Source organism: Telmatocola sphagniphila (genome assembly GCF_018398935.1).
Classification (GTDB): domain Bacteria; phylum Planctomycetota; class Planctomycetia; order Gemmatales; family Gemmataceae; genus Telmatocola; species Telmatocola sphagniphila.
Map to the genome: position 1 here is coordinate 424533 of NZ_CP074694.1, position 23817 is coordinate 448349.

The following is a 23817-nucleotide window of genomic DNA, read 5'->3' on the forward strand; positions in this document are numbered from 1 at the left end:
GGACTCATCCATCGGCATGGCCCTGACTCTTTGCAGAATCCGAAGAGCCCACAACGCATTTTCCGACGCAGTAAGCGTCTGCAGTGTTTAGCAGCAGTTCGAAGGAACCAACGGAAGAGTTGAAATTACAAGGACTTATGCGAAGTTTTGCGAAATCTGACGATAGTGTACAAATCACCAAAACGGAGAGAGGGAGATACTCTGAGCCGACTTTTTTCATTTCTGCCCGTCCGTCGCAACTATTGGAATAATAACGAGTTATAGCAATATGTCAAGAGCTGGTGAAACCCGAAAATCACCTCTCTTGGGATAGAAAACGCCACAAAAATTTTAGTCAGAGACAGTCTCCTATAAGAGCATTGTGACTTAACCTGTCTAAACCCAGGTTGTTATAGATGAGCTACTATAAATTTCGAATGAGTCTGAGCTGAATGGGCAAGCCGCCGGAGTTCAGGCGATCATTCATTTGTTTTTGGCCGAGATTTCCAAGCTGAAAGAGTAGTTGACGGGAAATCCGGGCAATTCTTCGAAGCCTCCGTCTTCCGAGCATTCTCATGCCAGGCCGTCGAAGCAAGCGATTAAGTATGCCAAGCGGAAAGTTGGCGGTCAACCGGGACACATCAAGCACGAACGCTTTTTGGTATCGGTCGATCGCTGTATCGAAATGATCACCTGCAAGCCGACCGAATGCCGTCGGTGCGGCGAAGCGCTGAGCGGAACTGACCCTCAACCCCTGCGACATCAAGTCTGAAAAATTCCCGAAATCCAGCGTTCGATCACCGAATATCAACAGCCTCGGCTCCCTTGTTCCTGCGGCAAGACGACCTGCGGCGAATTGCCGACGGTCGTTCCTTCCGGAGCGGCCGGGCCTCGATTGGTTGCTTTGTCCGCTTTGTTAATGGTCAGTTTCCGACGCTCCAAGCGACGCTGCGCTCTTCTTCTAGAAGAGATCCCGGGTCAGGAAGCTTTCGCCACCAGGATGGTCAAACTTCAGAACCGGGCGTCCGAAGCTTTACAGCAGCCGTACCGGGAATTACAGCAGGCCTTGCCTGGGCAAGCGGTGGTTCAGGGCGACGAATCTCCCACCAAAGAAGGTCGGACCAAGGCCTGGACCTGGACTTTCGTTGCTCCCAGTTCTACTCTGTTCGCCCGTCGGACCAGTCGCAAAGCCAAGGTGATTCGCGAATTTCTCGGCTCAGCGTACTCGTGCATCCTGAACTGCGACCGGGCCAAAATGTATCGAGCTTGCTGACGCCTGCAATGGTGCTGGGACCCTATGCTACGCGACTTTCAGAGTCTCATCGACTGGCCTTGTTCGGTATCGAAACGGCTGGGCCAGGACTTAAAACGGCAATCGCAAACGATGTTCGGACTCTGGAAATGCGTTCGAGACGGCCATCTGAAACGACTCGAATTCCAAAAGCGAATGCTTCCGATTCGCTCGCAAATCGAAGCCTTACTCCTTTGAGGAAAATGCGACCGGAAAACGCGAGGCCTGTGCGCCGAGCTCTGGAAGTACCGCCCTCGACTTTGGACGTTCGTCGAAGTGAAGGGAGTAGAACTGACCAACAACGCGGCCGAGCGGGTCTTGCGGCCGTTCGTCATTTGGCGAAAAATCTGCTTCGGTACGCAATCCGCGGCCGGAAGACGTTTCCTTGAGAGAATGGTCACGGTCATCGAAACCTGCCGACAGCAAAAACGCAACTGCCTCGCTTTTATCAAAGAGGCTATCCCGGCTCACTTCAACAACAAAACTCCCGCTCACTCCTGGCCAGGGCGTGAATCGGTACGAGCACAAGTCACTAACCGAATTCTTGGCCGATTTAGTACAGTAGAAGTCTGGATTAACCCCGAACGAACCACCACTTAACTGGTTTGATCCTCCCCGCATTTTTACGGCCATTGATTACGACGCCTCTGATGAGTCTAATATTTAGGCCGAACATGAATGCAAGTTACGCCAATGAATTCTTGACCTCTTCCTTTGAGAAACAACTCTTTCTCTTCAGTATTTCTGAGCAATCTAGCTGAGTCTTGGATTTGCCAATTGGCACTATCACATTCAATAATCAGTACCGCTGTCCACAGGGCTCTCCGACGCGCAAAGAATTTTTTTAGAATTCTCGGGATGTGCTCGAGGGTACTAGAAATCAAGATTTGCTAATCGTTTAACCGTCGTTTATGCCAAAAAAGCTGGCAATGAGTTTGGGTGTTTAGCGGACTTGTTTTCTGCGGGCCCTTGAAGTGTAGAAAGGTGTGAAAAAGTCCTCCCTCGTCGGGCACGAGGGAGTGGGCTGGATTCGATCTATTGCTTCTTGTTACCTTAAGGCGCCTGCAATTCTTTTTCATCGACTACCAGAATAATGTTCTCTATCTTCTCGCCTTCTTTCAGAGTGACCTTCTTCACACTACTATCGGGACCTGTGTGATTCTTAAAAGCGATAGGATTCACAATCACCGATTGCTCGCCCGCACGAAGATAATTGAGCTCGAACGTACCATCCGCTTTAGTTTGCGTAAAAGGAACGTAATAGCGGTTTTCCAACAAATCAGGTAGTTCGATACGAACTTGCAAGTTCGAAACTGGCTCGCCTTTGGTATTAAGGAGTGTGCCACGGACGACCGCTGGTCGGTTGAGCTTGAGAACAACATCTTTGATCACCTGACCCGGCTGGGTATTGATGGGAGGCAGAACGCCGTTGGCCCAATTCCGCCATTCGTCATATTTCCCGTCATGCACCATGAGGTTGTACTCGGTATTTCCGCTTGCCGGAAGCAGCATCTCAAAATTGCCATCTTTGCGAGTTTCAAAACTGAAGCGAGTGTCTCCCGTTAAGGAATTACCGGTTTTGGTGAAGGTAGCCGTGGCGGTTGCCCCCTCTACCGGTTTTCCATCTGGGTCGAGTACCCGGCCGATAATCTTTACCCCAGGTTCCGCTTTGATGATTACGGGGGCCATTCCTACTTTCAGATTAAAACTCAAATTGTCGAACTTGCGGATCCAACCGCTTTCAGGATTGGCAGTTTCTTGAAATGTCGCTTGTTCCGACCACCATCGGGTATGCGTGGAAGATTCGACATTGAAGGAAAATTCTCCTGGAATCATTTCCGGAATAGAAATTTCGCCATGCTCATCCGAACGCGCATCGATGACTTTATTATCCCAAGAGTATAACCGAAGACCTTTGACCGGTTTTCCTGAAACGGAATCCTGTACTATTGCTCGGAAGTTTACCCCTTTTTGCAAGTCGATATCCAGTTTTCGAACTTCCCCATGACCAATAGCAATTTTTTCCAGCCGGCAGACTCCTATGCCCGGGCTTGTGACATGAAAAGCGTAATCATCGGGTTGTACATAGAATCTATAACGTCCTTCAGAATCGGCCTTGGTTTCGCTCCAAACCTTATTAATCATATAACCCGCTTTTAGCATTTTCGGACCACGGTCTGTTCTAATTTGGGCACCTGCCACAGGCTTACCCTCTGGACTCCGCACGACTCCTTCGAAGTAAGTTGATTGATCCAAAACGATAACGAGGCCTTTGGTTCCAGCAGGTTGTCGGAGAAACATAACTGGGCAGTATTGATCTTTCGAAAATAATACCTGGTATTGATCCCGAGTGTCGAGATCCTTCATTCGAAAAATCCCTTTGGAATCGGTGAAGGTATAATTTTGAGGGTTATCGACCCAAGAATATAAGTGAACCTTCGCACCCGCGAGTGGCTTCCCTTTTTCATCGACAACAAAACCTGCATATTCATCGGCTTTTACATCTTGGGGACCTTGAATCTCCGTGAGAGTCGGAAGTCTCAGAGTGGGCACTCCCTCCTTAGTTACGCGCGTCGAAGCTTCAAATCGCTGTCCAGACTCGGTTTCGATCTGGAAGGCCTGCGTTCGTCCCGCTTCGAGGGGTCCCATTAAAGTGAAATTGAACTTGACCTGACCATCGTGACTGGTCGTCTGAGGATCACCTACCCGATCGCCACAGACGCTTCCGTTCTGGATGGAATAGACTTTTGCATGAGTCAATGGCTTTCCCGTGGCATCGACAACTCGCATCGGTAAGTCTTTACGAACGCGAACATATTCGAATGGCTCGGCGACTTCAAACTTCTCTACTCCTTCAGGAATTTCAATCTCCATACGACTCTTATCGGGTTGTCCATATCCTTCGGGAGCACCCCAAGTCAAAACGGTAATTTTGCCGGGAGGAGCCCGAAAGGAATATCGGCCGTCGGAGGAAGTTCGTTTTGCATCGAAATGAAAATTATGAGGGTTGATCGAGCCGAGGGTGGCGATTTGAATTCCCTCCAGCGCGGCCTTAATATCTTTCACCTCTACCCGACCGGTGACTTCGACCCCGGCAATGATTTCCAAAGTAATCTCTTGGGTTTGGTCCGGCTTGGTTGTCACCGATACGCCTTTTGCGGTTGCGGCAGCGCCTTGAGGGAACTTGAGGAAGATGTCGAGATCACCACTGGGTAAGCGATCGAACTTGAATCGTCCCTCGGCATCCGGAATGGTTTTTCGATGATAGCCATGAAGTTTTTCATAGCCGTCGAGTGCCACTTCAACGTCACTAGTAGCATATCCCTTTAGTTTCCAAATCACCCGGCCTCTGACTCGAGCTTCCGGCATTAAAATGAGTTCTGCGGGCTTGGCATCCGCTTTGACGACATACTTCGGAACCAAGGAACGGCTGGTGCCCGTGTCGAGTTCGGCAAACCCTTTCGCACTGACTCGAAAGATCAATTCGCTTTCACTGGCGACGCGACTAAATTCGAACTTTCCTTGATCGTCGGAGGTAGTGCAATAACACTTCTCCGCTTCTGTGCCGCGAAAAATATTGTCATCGAGGTATCCCCAACTTGCACCTCCCCCCGAACGATTAATAAAGCCGACTTTGACGCTTGCGCCCGGGATGGAACGTCCCTTTTCGTCTTTAATGAATCCTTGAAAGGAAGCCGCAAAGGGGAGTTTCACTTCAGTCTTCGTAAATGGTTTTGCATAACTCTTCGAAGGAGCGTAGCCATCCTTGAGTGCGAGAATAACGACCTGAGGAAATGCACTATTTCCTATTGGGAACGTCTTCATGGAAAACTTCCCTTCCGCATCGCTCTTCAGAATCCTACGCTCTCCCGCACCGCCATCGCCGACAATAATCACGGTTGCCTCGGCCACGGGTTTGCCTTCCTGATCTACCACAACTCCCTGCAGCGGATCCTTTGTATCGTTGGCCTTGGTAGATGATTCAGAATCTCCACGATCGTAGGCGCGGGCCGTGTAGCCGCCGAGCAACGTGCAAACAGCCAGCACGGCCAATAGACTTAGGCCAATCCTGCTGGGCGATAGTGATTTCGATTGAAGGTTCATTTCGGGCTCCAGGAGATGGTTAATACGTTCGGTGAGAGAATTCCTTTGAAACATGGGCGTAGCCAGCCGAGGCATCAATAGACTCTGGCTTGCGCCGATCTTTTTGGCACCTTCGAAAAGTACTCGAGCGAGCTGGAGGGGTTCCACACCCTGTCGAATGGTGGCCAAATCGCAGCGTTTTTCGCGCTCACAGGCCAAGCAATTCAACAGCCAATTCACCAAAGGATGGAAAAAGAACAGCGAGCGGATGATCGACTCGAACAGGGCGGTCCGATCATCGGCATGAGCCACATGGGTGAGTTCGTGGTAGAGCGAAGCCTGGCGATCAGCCTGATTGAGGGATGGCCAATCGCCAGGCACAACCACGGCCGGTCGAAGGCCACCGAACAGAGCTGGCCCGCATACAGCCTGGGATAACAAAAGTTCGGTCGGGCGACGGATGGCCAGTTCCTGGCAGATTGTCTGGAACTCAGCGTTCAAATCACCGGATACGTGCTCGGCCCCCAGGCGAATTTGTCGTAGATAATAGTATCCCGCGACAAGCCGGAGCAGGGAATAGGCACATCCTGTTAACCAGAGGAAGGCCAATGCGGTTTTCCAATTTTGCAAAACAAAAGAACGAATCGAACGCAATTCGATAACGGCACTGCTTTCCGGCGCGCTTACTGGGGTCTCAGGCAGGGCCGCGACGGGATTCGTCGATAAAGTCGCGGGTTTTTCCTCTTTTTCGATAGGGCTATTCTGTTTGTCGGAGAGTTGGTTCTCGCTCGATACTTGCGCCGAAGTCGCAGGTAAAGGAGTCGGAGCATTCCCTGCTACGATTCTTGAATTTGTAGCACTTCCGAAGCTCCCGTTTTGTAAAGTAGGACGAGAAGCCTCTTCGTTTGATTTCAGCGAAGCGACTTCCTTTTGTGGAAATTGCCACCAGCCCGGAATGAGAGGCAGGAGCAGCCCCCCGATTAAAACCAGATTGGCTAGCCAGAGCCGGGGAGCAACGCTCTGGGGACTGCGCAGCAGGAAGCATAGTCCGAGTAGTAGGATTAACACTGCCCATTGCAAGGACCAGACGGCCAGAAAATCGAGTAGATGAGAGGCGAATGCGCTCATGATTTTTTCCTCGGAGTTTTCGAGGTTGATTTGATTTTGGGATTCGATTGCAGCCGTTCTTCAATTTCTCGAAGTTCTTTTGCGGAGAGATGTTGCGTGTCGACCAGGCCGAGCACAAGTCGCTCCGCCGAGCCGCGGAAAAATCGTTTCAGAAAATCGCCGAGAAGGTTCCGGGTCGCCTCATCTCGATCAAAGCAGGGCTTATAGCGATGAGCGGGTTGCTCGTCGTCGTGGAAGACCAATTCGGCACGCTCCATCGCCTGCATCAGGCCGAGGATGGTGGTGTACGGCAGGGCTTGGCCGCCGGGCAAATGGCCGAGAATTTCCCGCACGGTGAGGGGGCCATGTTCCCAGAGCAACTCGAGAATTGCGAATTGTCTCTCGGTTATTGCGATTTGCTTTTTACCTGCCATTGCGAATATAACTCCTACGCCTGAATGGGTACGTATCATAAAGTACCTATTGATGCCTGTCAACACAAAAGTGTTTCAGCTTATCGCGTTTTTTCATCGATTATGCAAGATGGCGAGATCGATGGCAGAGTTGACGAAGTGTGGACGCATTCGGCGGCGATCTTCTTCACCTTTATCGGAGCCGAAGAAGGGGAGGAGATCAGCGGAGCCGCAGCCAATGTGAGCTACAGCCGAGGACGATACGATCACCGGCACGATGCGTTATCACTTCGGGGATGACCTTCCATTTGTTTGGCGGAGATACAAAGCAGAGAAAAAGAAGTCGGCAAAACGACCTTCGACCAGAGTCACGAAAAAGAAGACTTGATCAACGAGACCAAAACCAATGAATCTGCATAAGAAGTTGGAGGCAGCATGAATAACTCGATCTCTGTCATTAAGCCCTACAAGTGGGAAGGGATGGGGGTTTTTGACGACCCAAACGTGGGATTAGTAAAGGAACCTTTCGTCGGCGGTGCGGACACCCTGATTGATCATGCCACCTCGCATATTCTAAATGCCAATCAGGGCTTTATCGCCGTCTTCTCAGCAGGCAACTTCCCCGACGCTAAGATCGTACTGGAATGGGCGAGAGAAGAATTCAGTGGTAACGTATATCGATGGTCCGAGAAGGGCATGGAAGGTTGGCTCTGCCCGGCGTTGCTCAGGTACCTCAAGCAACCTCCGGCGAAGTTGTATGTCCAGGTCAAAGCGGCGGAGTGAGCGACGCGAAGGGCCAAGTGTTGAGGGGCAACTCTCAGATAGAACGAAGAAATCAATAATGGTAAGCTGCATTCATGACCATTAACTCCAACGAATCGAAAGAATCAGATCACTCGCTGCTTTTCCAGAACCAAGAATCGTCTGGAATCGACAGAAACTGGCATTTCCTTCTGGCGGTTCTCGCTTTTTTGACGCCGTTTATCGTCATGCCTTTTCTTGGTTTGTATTGGGTTGCTGGAGTTGCGATCCTAATCTTCGCCGTATGGGCTTCTGTGATGCCGACGACGTGCATGAACGGAGGACTAATCTACTCGTTCATTACGACCATGCTGCTGATAAATACAATTTTCCTCGTGATATTTGCGATTCTTCGGCTCTTGAGTTTGGTTTGAAAGTCGAACTGAATGCTCGTCTTCGAAACACTCATCAGTTTGGGTAACCAAAGGTATCTCAAGAACGAAACGCCAGAATGCTAATCCTTGGCTAGATCCATATCAGGCAATGAAGAACGAATCAATCTCGCCAATTGATCTACTCTTTTCAACAAAGTGGGATTACGGTGTGATCCCGCCATTGATACAACCTTACCAACGAGTCTCAACGCCTTTGATCGTCCAGAGATTTCGTAATGCAATTTTTAGTTTGGGCAGATCGAATCTTGGCTCTTCCGTTTCTAGGTGTAGCATCCAGAGAAATGCTTCTGTATCTGGTTGACGAAGCCGCGAATCTCCGCAATGGTCGGCCCTAATTTTTTCGCTGCCCAATTCACGTCCAGGAGTATTCTCGTCCAGAGCGTAGTTAGACTCTGAATTCCATAACTTCGGCGTAGCACTACCCGAATCTTGGTATTCAGACCCTCCACCGGGCCGCTGCTTTTGCGTTCCTCGAAGTAGGCTAAGATCCCCTCCCAGTTATTCTTGAGCATCGTGATGAACGGCTCCCAATCCATCTCGGTCTCGCGGGCCTGGACGATCCAATCTTCCAACAGTCGCGAGGCTTCGGCTCGGTTCGGGGCACTATCGAAGATTTTGGTCGCCTCCCAACGCAGATGGTAGATCGTTCCCAACGAAGGCACCTTCTCGAACAAATCCTCGAGGGCCTGGACCTGCTCCGGTTTCAAATCCTCGGGACGACGCCGGAAGTCGTGCATCTGAGAACGCAGCTTCTTGCGGGCTTCCCCGCTCAAACTTCGCTTGTAGGCTCGATAGTTTTTTCGCAGATCGTCCGCCACCTCACCCAATTTCTTGGCGACGTGAAAGCGATCTATTACCGACTGGCTGTTGGGTAAATGCACGCCGCAAGCCTTCAAATACGCCGCGCTCATGTCCGTATGATGCCAACGCACCGCCGACCGTTGCTGGGCCGACAAATGCTCCAAACACGCTCGCCCCGCTGCTTCGTCGCGACCCTTGGACAGAGCCAGAATCTCCGGACGCTCCCCATTCGTCAGGTCTGTGAGAATGGTCGCATATCCCTTATGCCCCTTACGCAGGCTGATCTCATCCAGACCCAAACGCTCGATCTTCCGCTGGGGATCGATCTGCTTCGCCTTGGCGTCCTCTATCCGGTTCTTGACGATTCGTTCCACCGTCTCCGCGGCGATCCCCAAACGCACCGCCACGTCTTCGGCTGTGCTCCCGATCAGACTGACCAGCACCTGCTCCTCGAAGCGAAACGTATATTTCACATCCCGACGCTTGAACGGCGGCAACAGCGATTGACGGTGACCGCACGACGGGCAGCGGTGATACACCTCCTGGTACACGAAAAAGCTCGGCTTACCCCACAAATCCAGATCGCGGATGCTCAGAAACTTGTTCTTCTCCACCAATTGAAGCCGAGACTCTCGCTGGCATGTCTCGCAACAAAGATTGTCGGGCAACTCCCAACTCACGTGAAAGGCGTGGCCCCCGTCGATGCGTTCGTATTCGCCAACGCTCACTCCGGCAGGGACGTCCATGTCTATGGCAATGGTAGTCGTCGTCATCGGCTCTTCCGTGAACCAGGAAAAGGGTACTCTCAATTGCAATCTATCCCAAAATGACCGATTCGCCGAGAGTTGCGCCTAAAAACGGAAGAGCCCGAATCTTTCCCAAAATGCTGGGCAATGAGATTCTTGATCTGTCACCACCTAAGCGGTATGATCAAGCATCGTTTGAGACCCCGACAAAATCCTGGAAGCCTCGAAATTCGGTCATCTGATTGGTTCTGTGACTTGGTTTTTAAAGAAAAGGTAATCTTTCACTCTCCTGAACTGAGCTTCACGGGTAGAGCAGGTAGTTTCCCTGTAAGCGTGTAGGTGCGGAGGGCCGATTCGGTTTCCTTTAAAGGATCTTGCTCTCGTAACTTCAGGGTGCGATAAATGCTCATCAGAATGCTTCGCGTTTGAGCCCCCTGCTGGCTGTGACTGCCGAAACTGACTTTCCGCATCATCACGCCCGGTCGGATTTCTCTCTCCCCCTTATTGTTGCTCTTGGGCACTCCCTCTATTTCCAGAAACGTTAGCAGATCGTCGCCGTAATCGAACAAACGCTTGGCCAATCTCCGGGCGTGCCGGTTCGTCCACGGTCGCACCGCCAAATCGGTGATCCGCGTCTTAAGCCGCAGCAATCGGCTGTCGTAGCTCTCCTGTTGCAACTCTTCGATACCCGCCTCCAAACGCACGGCATCGGCGTAAATCCGCCACAGTTTCTTGCAGAATTCTGGCCAATCCTCGCCGCTTTCAGAGCCTTCATCGACCGCCGTCAGATCCCGCAACAAGTGAGGCCAACACTTCTGACGCTTCTGGGTCACGATGTCGTACGCTTTCCAGAAGTCGCTGACCAGAACGCCCTGGAAGGCTTCCGTGAAGAAGACCTTCAAGGCCTCGTGACCCCGCTTGGGGTGAATCCGATAATAGGTCGCATCGTCCCGCGCAAAACACCACAGCCAGGACGTCACTCCTTCGGTTCGCCAGCCGGTCTCATCGGCGTGCAGGACGCCGGCCAAAAGGCATTCGCGGTGAATCTGCTCGTACCAGGGTTCGAGTACCTCGGCCAGACGGTGCCAGATTTCGGTCAAGCCGCCCACGCTGAGTTTCATCTGAAGGTGGCCGTTGAAGACCTCCAGGATCTGACTCGTCGTGGTACCCAGTCCGTAGTGCAGCCAGGCCGACAGGACCGTAGTTCGATGGCCCAGCTGACAGCCTGGCAGAGCGTCGGGAACAACCGGTTCGACCTGCTTTTTGCACTTGGGACACCAGTCGCGATGAATCGTGTGTTCGGTCGTCTGAGCGTGCAAATCGTCGGGAATATCTTCGATGATCCTTAGGCGTTGGCGGTCGGTGCGTTGCAGAGCTCCCTGGCAGCAGGGACAGACCTCCAGTTGGTGGGTCTGGCGTTTATCGATGCGGGTGGGAATTGGGCGATAATGACCGTCGTGTCCAGGCTTGGGGCCGGCTTTTCCCTTCTTTTTCTTGGGATTCGCATTCGACTTTAAGTAGGGAGCGATGGATCCCGAGGGAGTGTTTGGCCCCAGAGGTATCGTGCCTGCAGCGACCGCGACGCTCAGCTGAAGTAACAGAAACTGCAATTCCAGGGGATCTCGATGAACGAACTCCCGAGCTTGTTCCGAAGTCAGCTTTCCGCTTCGGAACGACGCCAGGAAAGTGGGATCGAGAACGGGAGTTTCCGTTGATGTTGGAATCGCAGAAGCCATGACGGAGTGATAGCAAATTGCAACCCCTCGCGCAAGACCAGTTCAACAGAGTGAAAGGTTTCAAGAAAAGGTTCCAGACAAATCGAATCATGACGAGCAACTCAAAACCTATGTCGATTCTGAAGCACCTTATCCAAATAGATGAATATCGTGTACACTTGTCGTTTCAGTTTCCCAACGGAATCCAAGTTCGAAAAGCAGCCGATGCACCATCTTCTGAACAAGACTGGAAACCTCTCACTCAACTCAACTTCTTTACCTCCAACTTCCCCGAACGCAACCCGTTCAACATTCCTGGGCCATTTTACGGAGCCGATACGGACACCTGCGAGACGGGGACTGCGGAAGCGCCCCACAATGTTCTGTTGGACCGGTCGAGCCAGGAATTCGTCTTCGCACAACCCCGATGCGAGGATGAACTGCGGGACATTATCAGCGCTGCGGACTGCGAGTGTTTCGTCGGATACGGGGCGGACGGCAACGACCATTGGACTCTGGCATTGATCCGGGAGTGGTGGCAATCACGAGCCTATCTGCTCGACCTTTCGTCGCACGTCATGGGTCTGCCAGAAAGTAAACGCCGGTGGGAGCGGATTCTGTCGGGGGAGGGTGAGGCGTACCTCCGCTTGTATGCGTTCTTCATAGAAAACCGGCGTCTTCCCTCCGAGAAAGATAGATTGCCGGAAATTGGATAGTAGCAATGACTAACGGCTTTTTTTGCGGCAAATGTGGTCAATTCCACGCCGAGCTTCCGATGGATTTCGGGGCCGACGCACCAGCGCCATTTTACTCGATTCCGCAAGCGGAACAGGACGCTCGGTGCGAATTGACCTCCGATCTGTGCATGATTGACCAGAAAGAGTTCTACGTTCGAGGATGTTTGGAGATTCCGGTGATAGACGGACCACGGCCTTTCGTTTGGGGTGTTTGGACTTCCCTAAGCAAACACAATATCAAACGCATGGCCGAGCTATGGGAATCGCCAGGGCGAGAAAGCGAGCCACTGTCTTTCGGCTGGTTGTGTACATCACTTCCGCTTTACCCGGAGACTTTGCTCTTGAAAACGAATGTGCGTACCCGTCCGGTTGGATATCGCCCTTTGGTGGAATTAGAACCGACCGATCATCCATTGGCGATTGAGCAGCGAAACGGGATTACAATGAAGCGTGTTCGAGAACTTGCTGAAGCCTTGCTACTCTCTGACGAATCGATGAGAATATTCAAAACTGTAAGCGATAAAGTAAATTGTCAGAAGTTTGCATGAAGGATTTTCACTGGATGAGATTTGAAATTTCTAGAAACGATCAACTTGTGTCATTTTTTGTTCTGATGTTTATCGCTTACGGAACAGCTTATGTTTGCAATATTCGTCCCAGCATTCCTCCTGTTTCAGCAATTATTTTCAAGGTGTCTTTCGGCACAAGGAAAAGTAATAGTTACCTCGTTCTTCAGAAAATCGTCTTGTTTCTTCTGGGATTTTCCTTCGGTATGCTTTTGGAGATCGTTTCATCCAGGATTTTGTCCTGAACCGCTCATCGAATGTGAAGGTAAGGAACTGCATTGATGGAGTAGTCTGATGGAGTAAGAAATATTGAGAGATAAAGGGATAAAGAGAACTTACATGAACGAACCTGAATTCATCAACCCCAACAAGCTCCGACCGGGACCGATTCGAAATGAGTCGTTGCCTCCAAATCTGCTCAACAAGATCAAGGCTGTTTTCGACATAATCGGACCGTATCTCGGCATGACTCTGGAGCAGTTTGAGATCGGGTTCATGAGGGACCTTAATCCGGAGAGTGAAGTTGCTCTGTGGTGCAACATCACGATGGCGTGGCTGGCGTATCACGAAGCTCATCTAGCAAATAAGACGCTGTCGGATGAAGAGGAAGGAAAGTTGTTGGGCGCTTTGATTGCAATCTCTACAGGGATCGAAGATGTGACGAGGCTCAACGTGCCGGAGGAAGTCGGACGCAGACTGATTCGGTGCTACGACAATCCGGCAGGGGGCTGAGACGTAACCATGACAATCCTCTTCCTGCACGGCTGGCACTCGGTCCCAGGCGGCGTCAAGCCGACCTACCTGAAGGACTACGGCCACGAAGTCCTGAATCCCGCCTTGGATGGCGACAACTTCACCCAGGCCATCAAAACCGCCCAGGCTGAGTTCGATCAGCATCACCCCCAGGTCGTCGTCGGAAATTCCCGTGGTGGGGCCGTGGCGATGAACATCAATAGTGGTTCGGCCTTGGGGCCGCACATGCCACCACGGAAGAAATCAAAGCCCGTGTCCTAACAGCTTGGCCATGACGCCAAAGCAGTTTTAAAATGCAGATTGGGAGAGTCAGAGAGGCGGAGCCTCAAGTGAGTTATTCGGACGTGTCCGAACTCACCAGAGTTGAGGTCTGCAATTTGCGGAATGTGTTGAATCACTTGCGCCGCAGGATAACGGAATACTGCGACGAACCGGATTAGACGTTCTCCCTCTTCAAGTGTTGATCGTCAACGGCAAAAGCAAAGTTCCTGGGCCAGGGGCATCGCCCTTTATTTGTGAGCCGTTCGTCAAGGAGGGCGAGAAGTACAGCAACCTGACCCTTGCCGAGCAACGAAAAGTGATGCGGAGCGGGTATGAGACCATCGTTGCCTTCAAGACCTGGAAAAAAGTTGAAGCCGATCTTGGCAAGAGGTTGTGAGCGTCGGTGATGCCCACATTTCAGCGAAACGGAATGCTGCTCTGCTCCGTTGAATTCAAGTCGAAAGAAGAAATCTCGGACCTTACGCAGACCAAGGACATGAAAATGAACATCGAAATCGTTGAGGAACCGATCCGATTCCACCTGCACGGCATTGGTAGCGTCGTCGAGAACGAACGATTCGGCGAGGTTGGCTTTCGCCTCATGAACGAAATGTGGCAAGTGGTCAAGAAGGCGACGATTGCGACGACCGGCATCAACCATTGGGTTTATATGCCTGACCACAGGATGTTCGTCGGCGTTGAACTTCGCAGCCCACAGCAACCTTCGACTCCCGATCTGCTTGAGCCGCTTGAGTTCGAGTTGCAAAGATACCTGAAGCACGTCCATGTTGGCCCGTATCAAGCATTGCCTCAAAAGTGGAAGGACTTGAAGGCCGAGCTTGCTGCTCGTGGCGAGACCATCGGCTCTCCTTCGCTGGAGATTTACGGGCATCATTGCGACGACCCATCGAAATTGGAGACAACGATCTTGATAAGCCTCCAAACGAAATCGAAAATCACCCCTTGAATACACGTCTAGTCTCGACGCCGAGTTCTGAAGGATCGCCAAAAAAAATCACTCTGATCCCTTGACAAAAACAGACAGGTCTGTATACTTCAGGCATGGAACGAACGAAACCCAGTTCTGAAACCCGCCAGAGAATCCTGGAAACTGCCGACCGGCTGTTCTACCAGGACGGTATTCGGATGGTCGGCATCGACCGGATCATCGCCGATGCGGAAGTCGCCAAGATGAGCCTCTACAAGCACTTCCCGTCCAAAGACGACCTGATTCTGGCTGTTTTGAAGTATCGGGAAGAGAAGATTTTGGAGTTCTTCACGGCTGCGATGGAACGGCACGGTAAGCGGACGAAAGACAAGCTGCGGGCCTTTTTCGCCGCCCTCAAGGACTTTTTCGAGAGTCCCGGTTTCCGTGGATGTGCATTTCAGAACGCCGCCGTGGAACTGGCCGACCCTGCACATGCAGGAACGAAGTTCGTGAAGGATCACAAGCGCCGGTTCCAGGAGTTTCTGGCCGGTTTGGTCGAGGAATCGGTCGGCAAGGGGGCGGCGAAGGTTGCCCTCGCCGTGGGTTTACTCGTGGAAGGGGCAATCGTGACAGCAGTGATTCAGGGTTCGCCTGACGCCGTGGACGTGGCCCGTGACGCCGCCTTGAAAATGGTGGAGGAAGCGAACGGCGTGTAACCCATCTCTTTTTTTGTGTAAGATATATACAGACCTGTCTGTATAGTTGAGGACGTGAGTAGGAATGCGATGTGAAGAGACGGTTCTTGTCGGATCGTCGGGTCGCTGTCAGTGGCTTGAGTAGGGGAAATTTCAAATGAAAAGCAAGAAAATCTTTTTGTACGGCGAACTGCAAATGACGGTTCCCTTCAGCGACGTTGACTGGCAGTCCATCAACGCCCAACTGAAGAAGGTCCCAGGACTCGTTCGCAAGACTTGGCTCTATGGCATTCATGGGGGATCGGTGGGGGGATTCTACGAATTTGACTCCGAGGAACACGCTCGGCAATTCGCCATCGGACCCTATGCCCAGGAAGCTGCAAGCCTGGGGGCGAGCTTGACTGTGAGGCTTTTCGATGGCGAAGTCACGGAAAACGCAAGCCGTGACATGAAGTCGCCGCACTACATCTAACTCTATTTTGAGAACAACAATACAGACCTATCTGTATTGTCTGTGGGAGTTAGCAGGCTTCGAACTGAAGAGACGAGCTACTTAACGAACTTTCTCAACGACTTGGCCGACATGACACTCGACTTTCAGAAGGCCGCGCTGGTTGAAACCTGCTCGGTTGGCGGTGGGTGTAAGTAACAAGAATCAACGTCGATCAGGGGCCAGTGGAATTCTCGCTAGCCCCTAGAACCAGAAACCAGGAGCCAGCCATGAGACAGTTCCCCAGCGACGTTGCCTTTACCCCCGCCGTGAAAGGCATCCAACAGGCCAAGGGATCACGAGCAAGCTACGCCAGGGTCGAACAAGGCCGGGGCTGGCAAACTCGTGTGACGCCGGACCTCGCTGGGTTTCTGTCGGGGCTGGATATGTTCTATCTCGGGACAGCGAACGCCGAAGGTCAACCGTACATCCAGTACCGTGGCGGCAGTCCTGGCTTCTTGAAAGTGCTGGACGAGAAGACGCTCGCCTTCGCCGACTTCGGGGGCAACCGGCAATACATCACGCTGGGCAACCTCTCCGAGAACCCGCAAGCGTTCATCTTCCTGATGGACTACGCCAACTCTCAGCGGGTCAAGATCTGGGGGACTGCCAAGGTCATTGAGGATGATGCTGATTTGCTCGACCAACTTCGTGACCCGGACTATCCGGGCAAGGTCGAACGGGCCATCGTCTTGACCGTCGAAGCCTGGGACATCAACTGTCCTCAACACATTCACAAGCGAATTCCTCTGCGGCAGATCACGCCGCTGATTGAAGAACTACAAGGCCGTATTGCCGACTTAGAAGCACAACTCGCCGAAGCGCTGGCCAAAAGCGGTTCGGAATCTTGACCGACTTACCGACCGACTTCGTTCGACTGGTCGCCGAGGGACGACCGGATCGACAAGAACTTCCCTCGCAAGGAGAATGACCATGTTTCGACGCATCACACTATCCGCACTGCTCACTCTTGCCGTTTTTGGATCAACCTTCATGCCAGTTCAAGCCGGTGAAGCGAGGGCGGAAACCCCGAAGGTGGCGCACCGCACCGTCAAGATCGATGGCCTCGACATCTTCTATCGGGAGGCGGGACCGAAGGACGCACCCACGATTCTGCTCCTTCATGGCTTCCCAACTTCCTCGCATATGTTCCGCAACTTGATCCCGGCGTTGGCTGACAAGTACCACGTCGTCGCCCCCGATTATCCCGGCTTCGGCCAGAGTTCCGCCCCGCCTGTGGACAAGTTCACCTACACCTTCGACAAACTGGCCGAAGTCGTGGAGAAGTTCACCGAAAGGATCGGTCTGACGAAATACACTCTTTACGTCCAGGACTACGGTGCGCCAGTCGGCTATCGACTCGCCGTCAAGCACCCGGAGCGTGTGACAGGACTTGTCGTACAAAACGGCAACGCCTACGAGGAAGGGCTGGATAACGATTTCTGGAAGCCGCTGAAAGCGTACTGGAAGGACCGTACGGAGGAGAATGCGAAGCCGCTCCGTGGTTTTCTGACGCTCGCAGGGACCAAGTGGCAATACACCGATGGGGTCCGCAACGTCGAAGCCATCAGCCCGGACACCTGGACCATCGACCAGACGCTCCTCGACCGTCCCGGCAATCAGGAAATCCAGTTGGCCCTGTTCTACGATTACCGAACCAACTTACCGCTTTACCCGGCATGGCAGGCTTACTTCCGCAAGCATCAGCCACCGACGTTGATCGTGTGGGGCAAGAACGACAAGATTTTCCCCGCCGAGGGAGCGCAGCCCTACAAGCGGGACTTGAAAAACATCGAGTTCCACCTGCTTGATACCGGCCACTTCGCCCTGGAAGAGGACGGCCAGCAGATCGCCAGCCTGATGCGGGAGTTCCTGCAAAAAAACGTCAAGAAATAGGACGTTAACCACCTTCGTTCAATCTCAATAAAGCGCCCTAAACCCTCAACATTCGGAGAGGCGAAGCGGCTGATCGTGCGAGGGTGGATTCCGGCGTTCGCCTAACCAGGATGGAAGATTACATCGCCTCACTCAACGACACGAGCTTCACCCGTGTCGAAAGGGCGTGCAGGGCGATCTGATGGAGGATTTCACTGACCGTCGGCAGACCGTGGTCCCACCAAGTCCCAGCGGTTGCCGTACAGGTCGAGGAAAACGGCGACGGTCCCGTACTCCTCGACTCTCGGCTCCTCGGCGAACTGGACGCCCCGGCCTCTCATCTCGTGGTAGTCCCGCCAGAAATCGTCGGTATGAAGGAACAGGAACACCCGCCCGCCTGTCTGGTCGCCCACTCGTGCCGATTGTTCCGGGGTCGCCGCTTTCGCCAACAGCAGTGCCGTGCCGCCTCCACACGGGCGTACGGTCACCCAGCGCTTGCCGCTCGGAAGTGGGGTGTCCTCGACCGTGAACCGCAAGACCTGGGTGAAGAAGTGAATCGCCTCGTCGTAGTCACGCACGACCAGGGCGACGGCGGCAATTAAGTTCGACATGATTCAATCCTCTAATTCCTACACAGCTTTGCCGTATCACTTCCCCGCCCGCTTAACCTTGATCGACTCGACCTCCATCTTGAACGCCCCGGCCTTCTTGTCACTCAACATGAAGCTCAGGGCATTGACCTCTTCGGGCTTCACTGGCCCGGCGTCTTTGAACACTCGTCCAAACGATGTAGCCTCGAACTTGTCGAGCGGGACTCTGACCTCGATCCATTCGTCCTTCTTGGTCTGGACAGTGGCACGATACGAGAAACCATTGCTGTTCACGTTCCATTCTCATCACTCTCAGTATCCAACGTTGAATCGAAAGTTGATTGCTTTTCTTTGATCGTAAATATCAAAACCAATAGTAGAAGCGGTGACGACATTCCAAGCAACACCAAAATCCTCTTATTCTGGCAAATGATCGATATTGCTACCAGAATTAAGTAAATAAATAACGTTACTCTAACGATAATGCTACATTTAAAATAAAAGTACCCAAATAGGAAGCCAATCAAGGACCAGAAATATGTCACATTCTCGTCAGGAAAATTACCCAACCCTATAGCATATAGTGTCAACATGATAGAGCAGCAGATACCAAAAAGCACATGTTTCATTATTTCTCGCTATGATATTTCGTTATTATTAATCTATACGAATAAGCTTACAAAGCAATTCAGGCTTGGATTCAAGATGGAATCGGACAGTTTTAGTATCTCCGGCAAGTATCTGAAGTTCTTCTGAATATAAAATAAGGACATCCGAAGGAATCTCATCAATACTGATTAACACCATGTACTCAGCATCACGCACGAAATATTCAACCTTGTCCGATATTTTATCAAGGATAGACAATATTAACAAAATTTGATTTCGTCATTCCCTTGAGGATACATTTTCAGTGTCAATCGACAAAATGCCATCGAATTTGCCTAGTTTCTTATCGGATGGATCACTGATTTTGTCGAAGTTTGGAACCTCAACTTCCCAACTCTCCGACACGCTAGTTGGATTTATACCAATATTTTTGTCAAGTTGTTAAGCACAAGATTTGGTGACGCAATGAACAAAGATACATTTATTTGTGATCGCGGGATTCCACTTCAAGATTTTTGCTTTCAACACTCAGGAAAGCTGTGCCTTCACCCAAACAAAGTTGGCATTGCTCAAGATTTGTTCACCGTTCCAGCGATAAGCACAAAGGTACCCACCCTTAGCAACGCTGAAATCCACGCACGCCACATTCGTAGCCAAAATCTGAGGTTGATTTGCAGACAGCCAGTAATGACCGACGAAAACGGGTTTGTCGGTTTCTGGATACGGTTCGGCAGAGGAAATCACTCCTTGATCAAGTTCCAGGTCGCACTCGATCTCATCGGACTGAAAGGCGTAGGTCCGGTAGGTATGCCCGCTTGGGGCCAAGTACCAACGGGTGCGAATCTCGGTGCGAACGTGACCGTCCTTGTCCTGGAAGGAAGCTCCTTCCGGCAGTTTGCCTTCTTTACCCTTGAGAATCACCTCAACCGGGCCGAAAAGGGCGTTGCCTTTCTTGCAGGCCGAATGCAACAGTTCGGTAGTGATGCCACCTTGTTGCTCAAGGTCAGCGGCGATTTGGGACATCGATTTTTCGTCCCAGCAGGCATGAACTGCACGCAACCCCTCAAGATCAAACCACATGGGGAGGGTTCGGAACCAATCTAGATAAAACTTCAGTTCGTCGGGCTTCAACTGTTCGAGGGTCGCCCGATGCTGTTTTTGGTTTTTGGGACTGTGTCGGCGAAGGAATTGTCCTGGCACTTCCGAGTCTTCGGTGTGGTAAGCGAGAGCGTTCAGTTCGTGATTGCCCATGACGCCTAGTGTAGTGTCTCAGAAATAGCGTTAGTTTTAGCTCCTTTTTGCGGTTTACTCTATAGAGAAGGAGAAAACCCATGAAAGTCGCGCTGCCAATCTTACTTTCTGACGAGGAACGACAAACGTTGACTTCTTGGTCTCGGGGACGAAGTACTCCCGCTCGGCTGGTCCTTCGGGCGAAGATCATACTCGCGGCGGCCGCGGGTGTATTGAACAAGGACATTGCTGAGGAATGCGGCACTTCGAAGCCCACGGTGGCGCGCTGGCGGACCCGATTTGCGAAGCTGCGTTTGGCGGGTATCGAACGGGATGCTTCGCGGCCGGGTCGAACGCCAGCGATCAGCGGGAAAGTCGTCGAAGAAATTCTCCGAAAGACCACTCAGGAGAAACCATCCGGTGCGACTCATTGGAGCACACGAACGATGGCCCAAGAGGTAGGAGTGAGCAAAGCCACCGTGCAGCGGGTCTGGTCGTCCCACGGTCTGAAGCCTCATTTGCATAAGACCTTCAAGGTATCGAATGATCCTCAATTCGCTGAGAAACTGTGGGATGTAGTGGGCTTGTACTTGAACCCTCCCGAGCACGCCCTGGTGCTCAGTTGCGATGAGAAGAGTCAGATACAAGCCCTTGATCGCACGCAAAAAAGCTTGCCGATGGTACCCGGCCGTTGCGGCACTCTGACTCACGATTACATGCGTCATGGCACCACCACTCTGTTCGCGGCCCTGAACGTGGCCGAGGGAGTAGTAATTGGCGAATGCATGCCGCGACATCGACACCAGGAATGGATCAAGTTTCTCAAACGGATCGATGCCGCCACCGATCCGGCCTTGGACTTGCATTTGATCGTGGACAACTACGCTACGCACAAGCATCCCAAGGTTCGGCGTTGGTTGGCCCGACATCCTCGATTCCACATGCATTTCACCCCCACGAGCAGTTCCTGGATGAATCTGGTGGAACGGTGGTTTCGCGACTTGACGGACAAACGACTGCGTCGAGGGACATTTCGAAGCGTGCCGCAATTAATCCAGGCGATTGAAGACTACATCGATCATCACAACAACACGGGAAAAGGATTCCAATGGACCGCCAAAGCCGAGGCTATTCTGGATAAAGTCCGCCGGGCGAGGGCTACCCTGGATAAAACACATTCTGTGTGAGACACTACACTAGCAAAGCCCGCAAGTATGCAGTTCACAGCACGGGTACGTTAATCAGCTTCTTTGCCCAATTTCGTTTTCGTCTGAAAGTTGACCATTCGTTAAAAAGCAATTATTTTTTTTTATATATTTTTAGTTCGTTGAATTTGTTTGCAATTGCTAATATTTTTAAATCATTACTGCATGCAAATGAAAAAATTGATAAATACAGTTCTTTTTTATTAACAAAATCCATTTTACCATCGGCCAAATTATGCATGGTCATAAACCCGCCTTCCCAGGCAACAACCAAAATGTTATTTATAAGTTTGGCGTCTATAACTGGCTCCATTGGCAAATCATATACTTTTTTGTCTTTGTTATTTCCAAGTTCGGTATCTATTATGCTGCCGTGCCCTGACAGTGAGAGCATTTTCGCTGCTGAGTCGTGCAAAATAATTTTATTTACTTTGCCAGTGTGTATTCCGTATTCTTGAGTAGATTTATTTTTGTTGAAATCATATTTGTATATCATTGCGTCAGCAGTACCGAAGTACATTATCTCATGTTTAGTATCAACATCAATTGATAAAATTGCGTACTTTTGATTGGAATGATACGTTTTTTTAATTCGTTTCAGTCTTACGTCAATGTCAAATATTCTACCATCAGTGCCGGCAGCAATAATTCTTGATTCATTTTGTGAAATCCATATTCTCGAAATTCGCTGTTTGCAATTAACTATTTCTTCTATCTGAAAGTCGTTGCTTTTATTTATCTTAAATATTAATCCGCTGTTCGTTGAAAAAAAACAAGAATCAGTTTCAGCCCCATACGCAAGCTGGTTTATATGATCATCTATTTTTTTGAAGAATTCAAGATTTTCGCCTTTCCGCAATCGATATAAGTTCGTGTCGCCTTTTGAAGTTAATGAGGCCACAAGAAGAGTATCATCCTTTAAAAAGAGGAGTTTAGTATCTACCGAACTATTCGGGATACGATAAACTTTATCGGCTAAAAAGAAGGGCTTCTCAGGCCATGTGCTTGAAAATATCACAAGTGATATGCATATATTAAACATTTTTCTCGCACCCATAATTCAAAGTAAAGCTTATTGCTCACGTAAGATTTAATCTTAAAGGATCTGGAAAAGCCACAGTTTTTCCAAGTAATTTTGCGCTGCAAATGACTATCGAGAACATTCTTATACGTAAAAAAGGGGCTCTTCCGTTTCTAGGTGTAGCATCCAGAGAAATGCTTCTGTATCTGGTTGACGAAGCCGCGAATCTCCGGAATGGTCGGCCCTAATTTTTTCGCAGCCCAATTCACGTCCAGGAGTATTCTCGTCCAGAGCGTAGTTAGACTCTGAATTCCATAACTCCGACGTAGCACTACCCGAATCTTGGTATTGAGTCCTTCCACCGGGCCGCTGCTTTTGCGTTCCTCGAAGTAGGCTAAGATCCCCTCCCAGTTATTCTTGAGCATCGTGATGAACGGCTCCCAATCCATCTCGGTCTCGCGGGCCTGGACGATCCAATCTTCCAACAGTCGCGAGGCTTCGGCTCGGTTCGGGGCACTATCGAAGATCTTGGTCGCCTCCCAACGCAGATGGTAGATCGTTCCCAACGAAGGCACCTTCTCGAACAAATCCTCGAGGGCCTGGACCTGCTCCGGATTTAAATCCTCCGGACGACGCCGGAAGTCGTGCATCTGAGAACGCAGCTTCTTGCGGGCTTCCCCGCTCAAACTTCGCTTGTAGGCTCGATAGTTTTTTTTCGCAGATCGTCCGCCACCTCACCCAATTTCTTGGCGACGTGAAAGCGATCTATCACCGACTGGCTGTTGGGTAAATGCACGCCGCAAGCCTTCAAATACGCCGGGCTCATGTCCGTATGATGCCAACGCACCGCCGACCGTTGCTCGGCCGACAAATGCTCCAAACACGCTCGCCCCGCTGCTTCGTCGCGACCCTTGGACAGAGCCAGAATCTCCGGACGCTCCGCATTCGTCAGGTCTGTGAGAATGGTCGCATATCCCTTATGCCCCTTATGCAGGCTGATCTCATCCAGACCCAAACGCTCGATCTTCCGCTGGGGATCGATCTGCTTCGCCTTGGCGTCCTCTATCCGGTTCTTGACGATTCGCTCCACCGTTTCCGCGGCGATCCCCAAACGCACTGCCACGTCTTCGGCTGTGCTCCCGATCAGACTGACCAGCACCTGCTCCTCGAAACGAAACGTATATTTCACATCCCGACGCTTGAACGGCGGCAACAGCGATTGACGGTGACCGCACGACGGGCAGCGGTGATACACCTCCTGGTACACGAAAAAGCTCGGCTTACCCCACAAATCCAGATCGCGGATGCTCAGAAACTTGTTCTTCTCCACCAATTGAAGCCGAGACTCTCGCGTGCAAGTCTCGCAACAAAGATTGTCGGGCAACTCCCAACTCACGTGAAAGGCGTGGCCCCCGTCGACGCGTTCGTATTCGCCAACGCTCACTCCGGCAGGGACGTCCATGTCTATGGCAATGGTAGTCGTCGTCATCGGCTCTTCCGTGATCCAGGTAAAGGGTACTCTCAAT

27 protein-coding genes are annotated in these 23817 nt (G+C 51.4%); 17 read left to right on the forward strand and 10 right to left on the reverse strand.

The features are described from left to right. Positions 1–502: 502 nt before the first annotated feature. The 4 genes from KIH39_RS01870 (at position 503) to KIH39_RS01885 (ending at position 1870) form a co-directional block, all read left to right on the forward strand. On the forward strand, positions 503–751 hold the full coding sequence (locus tag KIH39_RS01870) for a DUF6444 domain-containing protein (protein ID WP_213497581.1): 249 nt from the start codon (positions 503–505) through the stop codon (positions 749–751). A gap of 84 nt (positions 752–835) precedes the next feature. Then, complete coding sequence (locus KIH39_RS01875; RefSeq protein ID WP_213497582.1) at positions 836–1252, forward strand: IS66 family transposase; 417 nt, start codon at positions 836–838, stop codon at positions 1250–1252. A gap of 24 nt (positions 1253–1276) precedes the next feature. Beyond that, positions 1277–1468 carry a hypothetical protein gene (locus KIH39_RS01880; protein WP_213497583.1) on the forward strand — a complete coding sequence of 64 codons (192 nt, stop codon included), beginning with the start codon at positions 1277–1279 and terminating at the stop codon, positions 1466–1468. A gap of 27 nt (positions 1469–1495) precedes the next feature. Next, positions 1496–1870 carry an IS66 family transposase gene (locus tag KIH39_RS01885; RefSeq protein WP_213500219.1) on the forward strand — a complete coding sequence of 125 codons (375 nt, stop codon included), beginning with the start codon at positions 1496–1498 and terminating at the stop codon, positions 1868–1870. Positions 1871–2323: 453 nt separating this feature from the next. On the opposite strand, the gene KIH39_RS01890 is transcribed toward KIH39_RS01885, so the two are convergent. Both KIH39_RS01890 and KIH39_RS26945 read right to left on the reverse strand, forming a co-directional pair. Further along, entirely contained in the window at positions 2324–6481 is a 4158-nt protein-coding gene (locus KIH39_RS01890) for a M56 family metallopeptidase (protein WP_213497584.1), read from the reverse strand. After that, positions 6478–6933 (reverse strand): BlaI/MecI/CopY family transcriptional regulator, encoded by a 456-nt coding sequence (locus KIH39_RS26945; protein WP_390623679.1) that lies wholly within the window; start codon positions 6931–6933, stop codon positions 6478–6480. Before KIH39_RS26945 ends, KIH39_RS01890 begins: the two co-directional genes overlap by 4 nt. 99 nt (positions 6934–7032) lie before the next feature. On the opposite strand from KIH39_RS26945, the gene KIH39_RS01900 reads away from it, so the two are divergent. Further along, positions 7033–7173 (forward strand): hypothetical protein, encoded by a 141-nt coding sequence (locus tag KIH39_RS01900; RefSeq protein ID WP_213497586.1) that lies wholly within the window; start codon positions 7033–7035, stop codon positions 7171–7173. Between the two features lie 135 nt (positions 7174–7308). Further along, positions 7309–7656 carry a DUF6717 family protein gene (locus KIH39_RS01905; protein ID WP_213497587.1) on the forward strand — a complete coding sequence of 116 codons (348 nt, stop codon included), beginning with the start codon at positions 7309–7311 and terminating at the stop codon, positions 7654–7656. Between the two features lie 673 nt (positions 7657–8329). On the opposite strand, the gene KIH39_RS01910 is transcribed toward KIH39_RS01905, so the two are convergent. Together KIH39_RS01910 and tnpC are read right to left on the reverse strand one after the other, a co-directional pair. Further along, positions 8330–9643, reverse strand: coding sequence for an ISL3 family transposase (locus KIH39_RS01910; protein ID WP_213497588.1), 1314 nt, complete (start codon positions 9641–9643; stop codon positions 8330–8332). Between the two features lie 254 nt (positions 9644–9897). Beyond that, positions 9898–11352 carry an IS66 family transposase gene (gene tnpC / locus KIH39_RS01915; protein ID WP_213497589.1) on the reverse strand — a complete coding sequence of 485 codons (1455 nt, stop codon included), beginning with the start codon at positions 11350–11352 and terminating at the stop codon, positions 9898–9900. Positions 11353–11441: 89 nt separating this feature from the next. Here tnpC and KIH39_RS01920 point away from each other — a divergent pair, with 89 nt between their 5' ends. The 10 genes from KIH39_RS01920 to KIH39_RS01965 all read left to right on the forward strand — a co-directional run bounded on the left by KIH39_RS01920 (position 11442) and on the right by KIH39_RS01965 (position 17657). Continuing rightward, positions 11442–12047 (forward strand): SH3 domain-containing protein, encoded by a 606-nt coding sequence (locus KIH39_RS01920; RefSeq protein ID WP_213497590.1) that lies wholly within the window; start codon positions 11442–11444, stop codon positions 12045–12047. A 5-nt stretch (positions 12048–12052) separates the two neighbouring features. Continuing rightward, a complete protein-coding gene (locus tag KIH39_RS01925) occupies positions 12053–12616 on the forward strand; it encodes a DUF2199 domain-containing protein (protein ID WP_261352947.1) in 564 nt (187 codons plus the stop codon). Positions 12617–12973: 357 nt separating this feature from the next. Next, complete coding sequence (locus KIH39_RS01930; protein WP_213497592.1) at positions 12974–13366, forward strand: hypothetical protein; 393 nt, start codon at positions 12974–12976, stop codon at positions 13364–13366. Positions 13367–13375: 9 nt separating this feature from the next. After that, a complete protein-coding gene (locus tag KIH39_RS01935) occupies positions 13376–13648 on the forward strand; it encodes an alpha/beta hydrolase (protein ID WP_213497593.1) in 273 nt (90 codons plus the stop codon). A gap of 196 nt (positions 13649–13844) precedes the next feature. Further along, on the forward strand, positions 13845–14045 hold the full coding sequence (locus tag KIH39_RS01940; RefSeq protein WP_213497594.1) for a hypothetical protein: 201 nt from the start codon (positions 13845–13847) through the stop codon (positions 14043–14045). Between the two features lie 105 nt (positions 14046–14150). After that, a complete protein-coding gene (locus tag KIH39_RS01945) occupies positions 14151–14615 on the forward strand; it encodes a GyrI-like domain-containing protein (RefSeq protein WP_213497595.1) in 465 nt (154 codons plus the stop codon). 95 nt (positions 14616–14710) lie between these two features. Then, on the forward strand, positions 14711–15292 hold the full coding sequence (locus KIH39_RS01950; RefSeq protein WP_213497596.1) for a TetR/AcrR family transcriptional regulator: 582 nt from the start codon (positions 14711–14713) through the stop codon (positions 15290–15292). 136 nt (positions 15293–15428) lie between these two features. Then, positions 15429–15743, forward strand: a complete 315-nt coding sequence (locus KIH39_RS01955) for a hypothetical protein (protein WP_213497597.1) — start codon at positions 15429–15431, stop codon at positions 15741–15743. Between the two features lie 248 nt (positions 15744–15991). Next, entirely contained in the window at positions 15992–16612 is a 621-nt protein-coding gene (locus KIH39_RS01960) for a pyridoxamine 5'-phosphate oxidase family protein (protein WP_213497598.1), read from the forward strand. Positions 16613–16694: 82 nt separating this feature from the next. Beyond that, positions 16695–17657: an alpha/beta fold hydrolase gene (locus tag KIH39_RS01965; protein ID WP_213497599.1), complete on the forward strand. Its 963-nt coding sequence runs from the start codon at positions 16695–16697 to the stop codon at positions 17655–17657. Positions 17658–17848: 191 nt separating this feature from the next. Here the strand turns inward: KIH39_RS01965 and KIH39_RS01970 are convergent, their stop codons facing one another. From KIH39_RS01970 to KIH39_RS01980, 3 genes are all read right to left on the reverse strand, one after another. Next, entirely contained in the window at positions 17849–18247 is a 399-nt protein-coding gene (locus tag KIH39_RS01970; protein ID WP_213497600.1) for a VOC family protein, read from the reverse strand. Positions 18248–18283: 36 nt separating this feature from the next. Beyond that, positions 18284–18520, reverse strand: coding sequence for a CIA30 family protein (locus KIH39_RS01975; RefSeq protein WP_213497601.1), 237 nt, complete (start codon positions 18518–18520; stop codon positions 18284–18286). Between the two features lie 843 nt (positions 18521–19363). Next, entirely contained in the window at positions 19364–20086 is a 723-nt protein-coding gene (locus KIH39_RS01980) for a metallophosphoesterase family protein (RefSeq protein ID WP_213497602.1), read from the reverse strand. Positions 20087–20166: 80 nt separating this feature from the next. Between KIH39_RS01980 and KIH39_RS01985 the strand changes: the two genes are divergently transcribed. Beyond that, entirely contained in the window at positions 20167–21252 is a 1086-nt protein-coding gene (locus tag KIH39_RS01985; protein ID WP_213497603.1) for an IS630 family transposase, read from the forward strand. A 112-nt stretch (positions 21253–21364) separates the two neighbouring features. On the opposite strand, the gene KIH39_RS01990 is transcribed toward KIH39_RS01985, so the two are convergent. From KIH39_RS01990 to KIH39_RS02000, 3 genes are all read right to left on the reverse strand, one after another. Beyond that, positions 21365–22327 (reverse strand): WD40 repeat domain-containing protein, encoded by a 963-nt coding sequence (locus KIH39_RS01990; RefSeq protein WP_213497604.1) that lies wholly within the window; start codon positions 22325–22327, stop codon positions 21365–21367. A 137-nt stretch (positions 22328–22464) separates the two neighbouring features. Further along, positions 22465–22977: a transposase gene (locus KIH39_RS01995; protein WP_213497605.1), complete on the reverse strand. Its 513-nt coding sequence runs from the start codon at positions 22975–22977 to the stop codon at positions 22465–22467. Next, on the reverse strand, positions 22974–23780 hold the full coding sequence (locus tag KIH39_RS02000; RefSeq protein ID WP_213497606.1) for a transposase: 807 nt from the start codon (positions 23778–23780) through the stop codon (positions 22974–22976). Before KIH39_RS02000 ends, KIH39_RS01995 begins: the two co-directional genes overlap by 4 nt. Positions 23781–23817: the final 37 nt, after the last annotated feature.

Excerpts from the sequence above, each read along its gene's own strand:
- KIH39_RS02000 (WP_213497606.1), bottom strand. The coding sequence starts at position 23,780 with ATGACGACGACTACCATTGCCATAGACATGGACGTCCCTGCCGGAGTG.
- KIH39_RS01880 (WP_213497583.1), top strand. The coding sequence starts at position 1,277 with ATGCTACGCGACTTTCAGAGTCTCATCGACTGGCCTTGTTCGGTATCG.
- KIH39_RS01910 (WP_213497588.1), bottom strand. The coding sequence starts at position 9,643 with ATGACGACGACTACCATTGCCATAGACATGGACGTCCCTGCCGGAGTG.
- KIH39_RS01920 (WP_213497590.1), top strand. The coding sequence starts at position 11,442 with ATGACGAGCAACTCAAAACCTATGTCGATTCTGAAGCACCTTATCCAA.
- KIH39_RS01990 (WP_213497604.1), bottom strand. The coding sequence starts at position 22,327 with ATGGGTGCGAGAAAAATGTTTAATATATGCATATCACTTGTGATATTT.
- KIH39_RS01950 (WP_213497596.1), top strand. The coding sequence starts at position 14,711 with ATGGAACGAACGAAACCCAGTTCTGAAACCCGCCAGAGAATCCTGGAA.
- KIH39_RS01905 (WP_213497587.1), top strand. The coding sequence starts at position 7,309 with ATGAATAACTCGATCTCTGTCATTAAGCCCTACAAGTGGGAAGGGATG.
- KIH39_RS01985 (WP_213497603.1), top strand. The coding sequence starts at position 20,167 with ATGAAAGTCGCGCTGCCAATCTTACTTTCTGACGAGGAACGACAAACG.
- KIH39_RS01960 (WP_213497598.1), top strand. The coding sequence starts at position 15,992 with ATGAGACAGTTCCCCAGCGACGTTGCCTTTACCCCCGCCGTGAAAGGC.
- KIH39_RS01965 (WP_213497599.1), top strand. The coding sequence starts at position 16,695 with ATGTTTCGACGCATCACACTATCCGCACTGCTCACTCTTGCCGTTTTT.
- KIH39_RS01930 (WP_213497592.1), top strand. The coding sequence starts at position 12,974 with ATGAACGAACCTGAATTCATCAACCCCAACAAGCTCCGACCGGGACCG.
- KIH39_RS01955 (WP_213497597.1), top strand. The coding sequence starts at position 15,429 with ATGAAAAGCAAGAAAATCTTTTTGTACGGCGAACTGCAAATGACGGTT.
- tnpC (WP_213497589.1), bottom strand. The coding sequence starts at position 11,352 with ATGGCTTCTGCGATTCCAACATCAACGGAAACTCCCGTTCTCGATCCC.
- KIH39_RS26945 (WP_390623679.1), bottom strand. The coding sequence starts at position 6,933 with ATGATACGTACCCATTCAGGCGTAGGAGTTATATTCGCAATGGCAGGT.
- KIH39_RS01970 (WP_213497600.1), bottom strand. The coding sequence starts at position 18,247 with ATGTCGAACTTAATTGCCGCCGTCGCCCTGGTCGTGCGTGACTACGAC.
- KIH39_RS01925 (WP_261352947.1), top strand. The coding sequence starts at position 12,053 with ATGACTAACGGCTTTTTTTGCGGCAAATGTGGTCAATTCCACGCCGAG.
- KIH39_RS01890 (WP_213497584.1), bottom strand. The coding sequence starts at position 6,481 with ATGAGCGCATTCGCCTCTCATCTACTCGATTTTCTGGCCGTCTGGTCC.
- KIH39_RS01935 (WP_213497593.1), top strand. The coding sequence starts at position 13,376 with ATGACAATCCTCTTCCTGCACGGCTGGCACTCGGTCCCAGGCGGCGTC.
- KIH39_RS01945 (WP_213497595.1), top strand. The coding sequence starts at position 14,151 with ATGAACATCGAAATCGTTGAGGAACCGATCCGATTCCACCTGCACGGC.
- KIH39_RS01980 (WP_213497602.1), bottom strand. The coding sequence starts at position 20,086 with ATGGGCAATCACGAACTGAACGCTCTCGCTTACCACACCGAAGACTCG.